Origin of the sequence: Cohnella sp. GCM10020058, assembly GCF_042683485.1 — a bacterium.
In the GTDB taxonomy this organism is placed as follows: domain Bacteria; phylum Bacillota; class Bacilli; order Paenibacillales; family Paenibacillaceae; genus Cohnella.
The window spans coordinates 285,385-296,263 of the sequence record NZ_JBHUJV010000017.1 but is presented as its reverse complement, the minus strand read 5'-3'; the positions used below and the strand labels follow the sequence as shown (position 1 = coordinate 296,263).

The following is a 10,879-nucleotide window of genomic DNA, read 5'->3' as shown; positions in this document are numbered from 1 at the left end:
GGTTGACTGGTATCGATAAGGGCAAAACTTGACGATTGTGCTATATACAAATCGGATTTTGAATTTATTCAATTGTTGATCTAATAAATTTTATGATCCGTTATGTTAAATTGCAATAGTTTCAGCTGAATTGACACGATATTAATTTTCAATTCTGTCACAACTTCGCCTATACGAACGATGGGACTAACGCGCCATTATTTAAGGTTGTCCGCCAAAAAGCGCCGCGCGTGTCCGGACAGCCACCCGCGGACAAGCGACTCGGTATGGCGCGCCAGCAGCGCGTCGGTTAACGCCGAATAATCGCCCGGTCCGGCAAGCCCGAGCGTATAGGTATCGATGCCGTCAAAGTCAGAGCCGAACGCGATATGGTTCGCTCCGCCAAGCGCGCAAATATGCTCGACATGCCGCAGCACATCGTCGATGCCGGCCGGTCTCAGCGCCTGAAGAAAAAACGGCACAAACGTGATTCCGATCAGGCCGTTTGCGGCGACGAGCGCGCGAATCTGGTCGTCCGTCAAGTTGCGCGGATGCGGACATAAGGCACGGGCATTGGAGTGGGATGCGAGAAACGGGCGTCTTGCAAGCTCCGCGGTTTCCCAGAAACCCTTTTCGGATATATGGGATACATCAATCAAAATGCCGAGCGCCTCGCACTCCGCGACCAGACTGCGCCCTTCCTTTGTTAACCCGGCCCCTCTCGGTTCCATAATGCCGTCGCACGCCCAGTTGGTTTCATTCCAGGTAAGTCCGAGCATTCGAAGCCCGAGCCGATGAAGCAGCCGCAGCGCCCAGCGCTCTCCGCGCAGCGCATCCGCGCCTTCCAGCGTGAGTAGCGCCCCTCTTTCCGCCGCGTCCGGTCCGAGTACGGCATCCACGTCGGCGCCGCTCTTCACGAGCCTCATACCTGGCGCCGACAATATTTTTTCGTGAAACAGCTCCGCTTGGCGCAGCACGCTTTCAGGCGTTTTGGCCGTTCCCGTCGGCACCCAGATCGCAAAGGCTTGAAGTCCGACATTTCCGCTAGCAAGGCCCTCGGCGGTCACATCCAGTCCGTTGGCGGACGGCGTTGACCATTCCAGCTTCGGGTCGCGATCCAGCTTGCTGAGTGCATCGCAATGCAGGTCCGCGATTCGCATGCGTCTCCCCCCTCTCGTTTTCCGGGTACAACAAAAAAACCTGCGGTCACGCGAGAAGCGAGCAGCGCGGCAAGCTCCGCGGCATCCGCACCATGCGATGGCAGGTCCAATGTTCCTATCGGTCGGTCGCTTCCCGTGGGTTATCTGGGCTCGACGATGAGCTTGATAGCCGTTCGGTCCTCCCCGTCGATGACGATATCCGTAAATGCCGGTATACAAATCAAATCGACGCCGCTCGGCGCGACAAAACCTCTTGCGATCGCCACCGCCTTGACCGCTTGATTCAGCGCGCCGGCGCCGATTGCCTGCAGCTCAGCCCCTCCACGCTCACGTAGCACCCCTGCCAATGCGCCTGCGACGGAGTTTGGGTTCGATTTTGCCGATACCTTTAATACATCCATGACCAGTTCCTCCTTGGGGTTAAGGATGGGCTCACTAACCGATCATATTCGGGATTCCGGCGATTAATTCCTGCCCGCCCGGATTGGTGGCGCAGTCTAATTTCAAATTATTCTGAAATTTGTAGTTTTTCATGATCCAGGGAATTGCAAAAACAGTTTTATATACGAAAACCGCACCCTGCGGTGCGGTTCCCTTAACGATGACGCCATTCCCCGTTAAGCCGGAATCCAGCTGTCCTCGTCCACGCGAATCGTACGGACGCTGACGGCTTTGCCCGTCGCTTCGTCGATGTCGACGAACAGTCCGTTCAGATGCCACTTCGTCTCGGCAACCTGGAACCGCGTAGGCATGCCGGTGACAAATTTGCGCAGCACGCTCTCACGCTCCATGCCAAGCACGCCGTCGCGCGGCCCGGTCATCCCCGCATCCGTCACGTACGCGGTGCCTTCCGGCAGGATCCGGTCGTCGTTCGTCTGCACATGCGTATGCGTGCCGAGCACGACCGAAGCGCGTCCGTCAAGATGCCAGCCCATCGCGATTTTCTCGCTGGTCGCTTCGGCATGGAAGTCCACGAGAATGCACTTCGTCTTGCGCCGGAGCTCGTCCACGATCTCGTCCGCCTTGCGGAACGGACAATCGGAAGGCGGCAGGAAAGTGCGCCCGATCAAGTTCACGATAGCCAGCTCCCGGCTGCCGCTCTTGATGATCGTATAACCGCGGCCTGGCGTTCCCGGCGGCAGATTGGCCGGGCGGACCATCCGGGCTTCGTCGTCGATAAACTCAAAAATTTCCCGATTGTCCCAGGTGTGGTTGCCCATGGTGATGCCCTGCACGCCGGCCGAGAACAGCTCGCGCGTAATCGCGGCATTGATGCCCCGTCCCCCTGCGGCGTTCTCGCCGTTGGCGATGACGATATGCGGCTGATACTTATCCTTAAGCCACGGCAGCAGCCGCTTGACGGTATCCCGGCCGATTTGGCCGACGATATCCCCGATAAAGACGACTTTCATGTCATCCACCTTTCTGTCGATTCACTATCATTTCCTGTGGCTCTGAAAACGTAGAAGTGGCCGCCAATCGTGGCGGCCACTCCCCGGTATAGCCTTGCTGTTACTTGGCGTATTCGACCGCCCGCGTCTCCCGAATGACCGTGACCTTAATATGTCCCGGATAATCGAGTTCGCTCTCGATCTTCTTCGTAATATCCCGCGCAAGTCTGAATGCCTCGCCGTCGTCGACCTTCTCCGGCTGCACCATGACGCGAACCTCGCGACCAGCCTGAATGGCGTACGACTTCTCGACGCCCTCGAACGACTCCGAGATGGCTTCCAGCTTCTCCAGCCTGCGAATATACGTCTCGAGCGTCTCGCGGCGCGCGCCCGGACGGGCCGCGCTGAGCGCATCTGCCGCGCCGACCAGCATCGCGATGACCGAGGTCGCCTCCACGTCGCCGTGGTGGGACGCGATACTGTTGATGACGACCGGGTGCTCCTTGTATTTCTTCGCCAATTCTACGCCGATCTCGACATGCGAACCTTCCACTTCGTGGTCGAGCGCCTTGCCGATATCATGCAGCAAGCCGGCGCGTTTGGCGAGAGAAATGTCCTCTCCGAGCTCGGCTGCCATCAGTCCGGTCAGATACGCGACCTCCATCGAATGTTTAAGCACATTCTGGCCGTAACTCGTACGGAACTTCAGGCGACCGAGAATCTTGATGAGGTCCGGATGGAGACCGTGAACGCCCACCTCGAACGTCGCTTGCTCGCCGTATTCGCGGATCCGCTCGTCCACTTCGCGACGGGACTTCTCCACCATCTCCTCGATGCGGGCTGGGTGAATGCGTCCGTCGGCGACGAGCTTCTCGAGCGCGGTACGGGCAATCTCGCGGCGGATCGGGTCAAAGCCTGACAGGATAACGGCCTCCGGCGTATCGTCGATAATAAGATCGATGCCGGTGAGCGTCTCCAGCGCACGGATGTTGCGGCCTTCCCGGCCGATGATCCGCCCCTTCATCTCTTCGTTCGGCAGCGTTACGACGGATACTGTCGTCTCCGCCACGTGATCCGCGGCGCAGCGCTGAATCGCGAGCGAGATGATATCGCGGGCGCGCTTGTCGCCTTCTTCCTTCGCCTGTTGCTCGATGTCTTTGATCAGTTGAGCGGTCTCGTGACGCACTTCCTGCTCGACCGTGGACAGAATCAGCTGCTTGGCGTCTTCCATCGTCAGGTTGGAGATGCGTTCGAGCTCCGTTATCTGCTGCTTATGAAGCGTCTCGATCTGTTCTTGGGTCTCTTCGATCCGTTTCTCTTTGTTGGCGACTTGCTCCTCCTTGCGTTCCAGCTGCTCCAGCTTGCGGTCCAGCGATTCTTCCTTCTGAACCAGCCGGCGTTCCTGCCGCTGAATCTCGTTGCGGCGCTCTCTAATATCGCGTTCCGCTTCGTTCCGGAGCTTGTGCACCTCGTCTTTGGCTTCCAGTACCGTTTCCTTGCGGAGAGCGTCGGCCTCTTTCTTGGCATTCTCTACGATCTGCCTGGCCGCCTCTTCAGCGCTGGATATTTTAGCTTCCGCAATGGACTTGCGTACAACATAACCGATCCCAAAGAAAAGCACGCCAACAACGATTAAGATCAAGACCCAGATCCATGACTCCATGGTCTTCACCTCCTCGTTGTATCACCAAGGCAAATCTTGGGACACCTATTTAATTGTGCTCCGGTTTCAGAACCGTTCTGTAATCTCGTGTAAATCGTCGAAAATTCACTATCCGAATCGTTTTTTGGAAGGAAAAAGAATCGGTAGCGCGATGATGGAATACTCACTCATTGTATCTTTTGTGAAAATGGATTGTCAAGCAATGCAGGGACGTCCCCTCCCCCGCTGGCCGCCTTGGACGATTAGGCGCGGCTTGCGCCGCCGATCGCAGGTTGCTAAAAGCCTGAACTGCTTGATGGGACGGCAAAAAACGAGTTCGCTTCGCGCCTCAGCTCACTATTCCAGACCGTCCTCGTCGTAGGGCTCCTCGGGCGTATCCCATTCGTCGGATTCGGCTGCCGACGCAGAGGCTTGACGCACGGCTTCGCGGGCCGCAGCGCCCGGAAATCCCCTGCGCAGAAGCATGTTCATCAGCTTCATTTGCCGCTCCCGCTCGCTCTTGCCTTTGACGGAAGGCCAGCGCTTCATGGCCAGCGCCAGCGCGGAGCTCCGCTCCGCCTCTTCGTCGAGGCCCTTGATCGCTTCGTCGATCTCGTGCTTGTCGACGCCGCGCTGCATGAGCTCCTGACGGACCAGACGGCTTCCTTTCTTTTGTCCCGTCACGCGCTGCTCTGCGAAGCGCTGTGCGAACACGGCGTCGTTCACGTATCCCTGTCTCGCGAGCCGTTCGAGACAGCCGTCGATCGCTTCGGCGGCATATCCCTTGCGCTTCAGTCCTCGCCGCAGCTCCGCTTGCGTGCGGGCTTTAAAATCGAGCATGTATAGCGCCGAACGATAGGCTTCTTCTTTTTCTTGCTCCTTGCGGAGCATTTCCCACTCCTCGGGCGACAGTCGCCGGTCCTTAAGAAGCCGCCAGGCGACAAGCGTGTCCTCGTGAACGCTGATCAGCGCCTGCTCCGTCTGGCCCTCCACCGCAATCGCAAGTTTGTACATGGCGGGCCGCTTCGCGTCGGCCTCCACCGCTACGATGACGGCGGCTGCCGGCCCCGATGTCGCAGCGTCCGCTTCCCCGCTTGTCTCTTCGTTTGTCTCTACCTTTGTCTCTTCCTTTGAATAACGGTACGGAGAAGTAGCGCGTCGCGTGCGGGACCGCTCCCACTCCCGCTCGTCCGATATATCTACGATGCTGTCGGCCGGATTCGGCTCTGCTTTTTTTCTGACCATCGCCGGTCAACCTCCTCGCCTTTCATTGCTGTCAAACTGAAGCCGCACATGTCCAAAAGGGCATCCGCGGCTGCGGACGCCCTCAAGCTGTGCCTATTATTCGTTTTCGAAGTCCGGTTCTTCCTCGTCCTCATCCTGCTCCGCGGCGCTCGTACGAGCCGCCACGGCCACTTCGTTCAGCGTGGCTTCACGAATTTGCCGTTCGATCTGTCCGGACAGATCCGCATGATCCTTCAGGAACTGCTTGGAATTTTCCCGGCCCTGTCCCAGACGCTCGCCATTGTAAGAGAACCACGCGCCGCTCTTCTGTACGATATCCAGCTCGACGCCGATATCGATGATGCTGCCTTCGCGCGAAATGCCTTCGCCGTACATGATGTCGACTTCGGCTTGCTTGAAAGGCGGAGCGACCTTGTTCTTCACGACCTTGATGCGCGTCCGGTTGCCCACGATGTCATTGCCTTGCTTGATCGATTCGATACGGCGAACGTCCAGACGTACGCTGGCATAGAACTTGAGCGCACGGCCGCCCGGCGTCGTCTCGGGATTGCCGAACATGACGCCGACCTTCTCGCGAAGCTGATTAATAAAGACCGCGATCGACTTCGACTTGCTGATGGCGCCGGACAGCTTGCGCATCGCCTGAGACATCAGACGGGCCTGCAGGCCGACAAACGAGTCGCCCATGTCGCCTTCGATCTCCGCCTTCGGCACCAGGGCCGCGACCGAGTCCACGACGACGATATCAACCGCGCCGCTGCGTACGAGCGCTTCCGCGATCTCCAGCGCCTGCTCGCCGGTATCCGGCTGGCTCAACAGCAGTTCGTCGATGTTGACGCCAAGGTTGCGTGCGTACATCGGATCGAGCGCATGCTCTGCGTCGATAAAGGCGGCTTGTCCGCCGGCTCTTTGCACCTCGGCGATCGCATGCAGGGCGACGGTCGTCTTACCGGAGGACTCCGGTCCGTATACTTCAATAATCCGGCCCCGCGGGAATCCGCCGATTCCGAGGGCGATATCCAAAGCCAGCGCTCCGCTGGAATATGTCTCGACTTGGAGGTTGGCTTGCTCTCCCAGCTTCATAATCGAACCTTTGCCGAATTGCTTTTCAATCTGGCGCAATGCCATCTCTAATGCGGCGCGACGATCGGACAACACACCCACATCCTTATCATTTGATAGTTATATTATAACTTTTTATAAACCGTTTGCCAAGCTTTTTACGAACATTTGTTCGAAAAACTTCCAAAAAAGAACCGTAGCAAAGTATTCTTCGCTACGGTTCTTCCGCAACTTTCCTATACAATCTATCATAATTCGACAGCACGCGCAAGCCTGTCTCCCGCTTCCTTCGAGCGCATTACTCGGACAGGCCGGATGTCCGCGGAAGCTCGACCCGGAAACAGTAATGCCCGCTATTATAGGCAAACAACACTCTCCCCCCGTGCAATTCGGCGATGCTTCGCGCGATCGATAAACCAAGGCCCGCCCCTCCGCCCCGTGTCCGGGCGTCGTCCACCTTGTAAAATCTGTCGAACAGACGCTCCTCCTGCGCCTTCGTAATCGCCGCGCCTTCGTTCTCGACCGTCACCTGCGCGACGGGCCCGCTCGCATTCAATGCCACCTTGATTGTTCCGGGCTTCGTCGCGAACTTCAATGCATTCATCGCCAAATTGTCGATCGCCCGCCGCAAGCGTTCGGAATCGGCCGAGACGATTATAGGAGTCATAGGGAGCGACGCGACGATTTCCATCTCATCGGCCCGGGCCAGCGGCTGAAGCTCGACGAGCATTTGATTCAGCATTTCCTTAAGGTCGATATCGGAGAGCTCCAGCTTATAACCCCCTTGAGACAGTCTCGTATATTCGAACAGTTCGTCGATCAATTGGCTCAACTGCTGCGCTTTGTTAAACGAATTTCCGATGAATCGGTCATATTCCGTCTCGTCCTGGTAGGCCTTCGCTTTGAGGAGATCCAAATATCCGATGATGCTCGTAAGCGGCGTACGGAGATCGTGCGACACGCCCGTTATCAATTCCATTTTCGACTGCTCGATTTCCCTCTCCCTTTGGATCAAACTTTCCAGTTTCTCGGCCATCGCGTTAATATTGGCGGCGAGTACGCCTAGCTCGTCCCGTCTCGACTCGGTCACTCTGAACCGAAGATTGCCCGCGGATATGGCTGCAAGACCTTCAGACAGCTTTAGAAAATAGCCGATCGTCCGGCGGGTCAGCAATAGGAACACAATCGTAAAGGAAGCAAAAAAGGCGACCAGCGTGCTCGGCACGAAGCCGATCAGTCCGATCGGAACGGCGGTCGCTACGGCCATCCCTGCCGCAAGGCTGGCAATGAACGTCCACACCATCTGCATTCGGATGCTTTTCCTGCCGATCGCTACGGCGAACCAATTACTTTTCAATCTTGTAGCCTACCCCCCACACCGTCTTGATGTATCGCGGATCGCGCGGGTTGTCCCCTAACTTCTCCCGTAGGTTCCGAATGTGCACCATCACCGTGTTTTCCGAAAAACCGGCAGGTTCCTTCCATACCGCTTCGTATATTTTATCGGCATGGAAAACCTGGCCCCTATGCGTCGCGAGCAGTTCGAGAATGCCGAATTCGAGCGGGGTCAGCGGCACTTCTTTGTCTTTCAGAACGACCCGATGCTGGGCGATATCGATTAGCAACTCATTAAAAGCAATCGTGGTGTCGGGTTCGTTTTTGTAGATTCGGCTTTGCCGGCGAAGCTGAGCCTTAATACGCGCCATAAGCTCCAAGGGACTGAACGGCTTGGAAACGTAATCGTCCGCACCCGTGGAAAGTCCGGTAATTTTGTCGATATCCTCTTGTTTGGCGGACAGCATGATGATCGGAACGTCGGACATTTCCCGTATTTTCAGGCAAGCGCGAATGCCGTCCATGTCGGGCATCATAACGTCCAGAACGACCAGCGCGATCTGCTCTGTCCGGACGATCTCGAGCGCGCGCCTGCCGTTGTCCGCCTCTCGCACGATAAAGCCGTCGTTGCGCAAATAAACATGAATGATATCCCGAATGTCGGCGTCGTCGTCGACGACAAGTATCGCGTCTTTGCCCATCTGCGGCCTACCGCCCTTCACTTGTTCCTGTATCCGGTCGATTCTTGCTCTATTCTAAAGCTTCTTGCGGCAGGCGTATACGATGGCGGGCGGGAAATTAACCGGCACGAACTTCATCCGTTCGATGACGAACCGCCGCGACAACTGCGCGCATCTGCAATGAATACTGGAACGCGACGATTCGTCGTTGAACGAATCATAAAGCATAAAATTAAGGAGCTTCCCGAGAAGATTCTGAAGATTTTATAAAGAAGCAGTCCGGCGCCGCTTGCCCGCTAGGCAGCAATCCCCTAGCCGCTCGCGTGCGTGCAGGCAAAAACGAAAAAGCGCCGACGTACTCCGGCAGGAGAACGTACGGCGCATGCTTGACGTTCGAACGAAATAACATGAATCAATCCTTGCCGGTCAACCTCAGCCAAGCCAAGTACAGCGCCCGCTTAGCGGCTCTGATCCGGATGCCTTCGCGGTCCCCCTGGAGCTGTAGCTTCTCTACGCGTACTGGCTTGCCGCGTTCGGCGATCCCGATGTAGACGAGCCCGACGGGCTTGCCTTCGGAGGACGCCGGTCCCGCCACGCCCGTAACCGACAATGCCAGATCCGTATCGGTCGCGCTTCGCACGCCGTCGGCCATCGCCTTCGCGGTCTCCTCGCTTACGGCTCCCGGCGCGCCTTCGCCTTCCAGCAGCGCCTGGTCGACGCCCAGCAGGTCCCGCTTTACGGGATTGCTGTAGCTCACTACGCCGCCCAGAAAAGCGTCCGCGCTGCCGGGTATCGTCGTGAGCAGCGTCGCGATCAAGCCGCCGGTGCAGCTCTCCGCGCAGGAGATCGTCCGCCGCTGCTCCGCGAGCAGCCGAATGACCTCGGCTTCGAGCGCCACGTCGCTCTCCGAATACAAATACCGCTCGCCGCGCCTGCGAATCTCCTGAAGCGTCGGCTCCAGTCTGGCTAGCGCCTCCCCGGCCGTCGCCGCCTTCGTGGACACGCGCAGCGTGACCTCGCCTTCCTTGGCGTAGGTGGCAAGGGTCGGATCGCGCTGCGCCTCGATCAAGTCCTTGTAGAGCTCTTCAAGCGCGGACTCGCCGATCCCGCAGAAGCGAAGCATAGCCGAATGCAGCGACTCTGCATCGCCGAGCTTTTCCTTCAGCCAGGCGCTGCCGTCGTTCAGGAACATCGGCTTCATCTCGCGCGGCGGTCCCGGCAGCAGCATATAGTGCGTGCCGTTCGCCGTGAGCGCGCTGCCTACGGCCAGGCCGGCGTCGTTGCGGAGCGGCGAAGCGCCCCCCACAAGCATCGCCTGGCGGCGGTTGATCTCGATGAGCGAAGGCGACCTGCCGGCGAACATCGCTTCGATCTTGGCGAGCGAGGGCTCATGCATGTCGATCCCGACACCCAGATGAGCGGCCAGCGCATCGCGCGTCAGGTCGTCCATCGTCGGTCCGAGGCCGCCGGTAAAAAGAACGAGGTCGGCCCTGGACTCGGCAACGGCGATCGCTTGCTTCAGACGGTCCGCATTGTCCCCGACGACCGTCTGGAAGTAAACGTCGATGCCGAGATCCGCAAGCCGCTGCGACAAAAACTGCGCGTTGGTGTTGACGATCTGCCCGAGCAGCAACTCTGTGCCGACCGCGATTATCTCCGCTCTCATGCGCCCGGGCGTCCTCCCTTGCCTTCGCCGGCCGGTGGATCGGACAGCGGGATCAGATTTTTGTTCTTAACGAAATAATCGACGCCGGAGTATACCGTGATGGCTGCGGCGGCCCATACGGCGATCGTATCGAGCGGGAAGTGCAAGTAAGTGAACGGGAAGTTGTTCAGCAGAAGCACGATAATCATCGCGATCTGGATGGCGGTTTTCCATTTCCCCCATTTGCTGGCGGCAAGTACGGCGCCTTCGAGCAAGGCAACCTGGCGCAAGCCCGTTACCGCCCATTCGCGGCTGATGATGACGATGGCCACCCATGCGTCCAGCTTGCCCATCTCGACGAGCGAGATCAGGACGGCCGCCACCAGCAGCTTGTCCGCGAGCGGGTCGAGCAGCTTGCCGAGGTTCGTGACGATCTTGTGCTTGCGGGCGATGTACCCGTCGAGACCGTCCGTGCTTGCCGCGATGATGAACAAGAGCAGCGCAAACACTTGATTGTAGGAAATCGAATAGGTCCCGATAGTGAGCGGAGACACGTCCAGCTTGATCAGTAGGAAAAAGGTCATGATCGGCACAAGGAAGATGCGGACGAGCGTGATTCGATTCGCCAGATTCATGCGGACACCTTCCCTTCGTCATGCCGGCCGCGGCGAGGCGCGGTACGGTGCGGGTTGCGGAGCCATTGTCCGCGGACTGTCTCTACCATGAATGACTTCCCCCAG

General features: G+C 58.1%; 10 protein-coding genes and 1 pseudogene. All 11 read right to left on the bottom strand.

The window, feature by feature from the left end:
* Nucleotides 1-197 precede the first annotated feature (197 nt).
* The 11 genes and pseudogenes from ACFSR7_RS28840 to pgsA all read right to left on the bottom strand — a co-directional run bounded on the left by ACFSR7_RS28840 (nt 198) and on the right by pgsA (nt 10,774).
* A complete protein-coding gene (locus ACFSR7_RS28840) occupies nt 198-1,139 on the bottom strand; it encodes a dipeptidase (RefSeq protein WP_378167600.1) in 942 nt (313 codons plus the stop codon).
* A gap of 140 nt (nt 1,140-1,279) precedes the next feature.
* Nucleotides 1,280-1,540, bottom strand: a complete 261-nt coding sequence (locus ACFSR7_RS28835) for a stage V sporulation protein S (RefSeq protein ID WP_044877525.1) — start codon at nt 1,538-1,540, stop codon at nt 1,280-1,282.
* A gap of 216 nt (nt 1,541-1,756) precedes the next feature.
* Nucleotides 1,757-2,551: a TIGR00282 family metallophosphoesterase gene (locus ACFSR7_RS28830; protein ID WP_378167599.1), complete on the bottom strand. Its 795-nt coding sequence runs from the start codon at nt 2,549-2,551 to the stop codon at nt 1,757-1,759.
* A gap of 100 nt (nt 2,552-2,651) precedes the next feature.
* Nucleotides 2,652-4,193, bottom strand: coding sequence for a ribonuclease Y (rny, locus tag ACFSR7_RS28825; RefSeq protein WP_282909018.1), 1,542 nt, complete (start codon nt 4,191-4,193; stop codon nt 2,652-2,654).
* A 336-nt stretch (nt 4,194-4,529) separates the two neighbouring features.
* Nucleotides 4,530-5,417, bottom strand: coding sequence for a regulatory protein RecX (locus tag ACFSR7_RS28820; protein ID WP_378167597.1), 888 nt, complete (start codon nt 5,415-5,417; stop codon nt 4,530-4,532).
* A 96-nt stretch (nt 5,418-5,513) separates the two neighbouring features.
* Complete coding sequence (gene recA, locus ACFSR7_RS28815; RefSeq protein ID WP_378167595.1) at nt 5,514-6,572, bottom strand: recombinase RecA; 1,059 nt, start codon at nt 6,570-6,572, stop codon at nt 5,514-5,516.
* 205 nt (nt 6,573-6,777) lie between these two features.
* The gene (locus ACFSR7_RS28810; RefSeq protein WP_378167593.1) at nt 6,778-7,836 is read right to left on the bottom strand and encodes a sensor histidine kinase; all 1,059 of its coding nucleotides are present in this window, start codon (nt 7,834-7,836) and stop codon (nt 6,778-6,780) included.
* On the bottom strand, nt 7,826-8,515 hold the full coding sequence (locus tag ACFSR7_RS28805) for a response regulator (RefSeq protein WP_378167591.1): 690 nt from the start codon (nt 8,513-8,515) through the stop codon (nt 7,826-7,828). The genes ACFSR7_RS28810 and ACFSR7_RS28805 overlap by 11 nt, the downstream gene beginning before the upstream one ends.
* A gap of 54 nt (nt 8,516-8,569) precedes the next feature.
* A pseudogene (locus ACFSR7_RS28800) lies at nt 8,570-8,693 on the bottom strand (phospholipid methyltransferase); the annotation flags it as partial.
* Nucleotides 8,694-8,906: 213 nt separating this feature from the next.
* Complete coding sequence (locus ACFSR7_RS28795) at nt 8,907-10,160, bottom strand: competence/damage-inducible protein A (RefSeq protein ID WP_378167589.1); 1,254 nt, start codon at nt 10,158-10,160, stop codon at nt 8,907-8,909.
* A complete protein-coding gene (pgsA, locus tag ACFSR7_RS28790) occupies nt 10,157-10,774 on the bottom strand; it encodes a CDP-diacylglycerol--glycerol-3-phosphate 3-phosphatidyltransferase (protein WP_378114735.1) in 618 nt (205 codons plus the stop codon). Before pgsA ends, ACFSR7_RS28795 begins: the two co-directional genes overlap by 4 nt.
* Between the last annotated feature and the right edge of the window lie 105 nt (nt 10,775-10,879).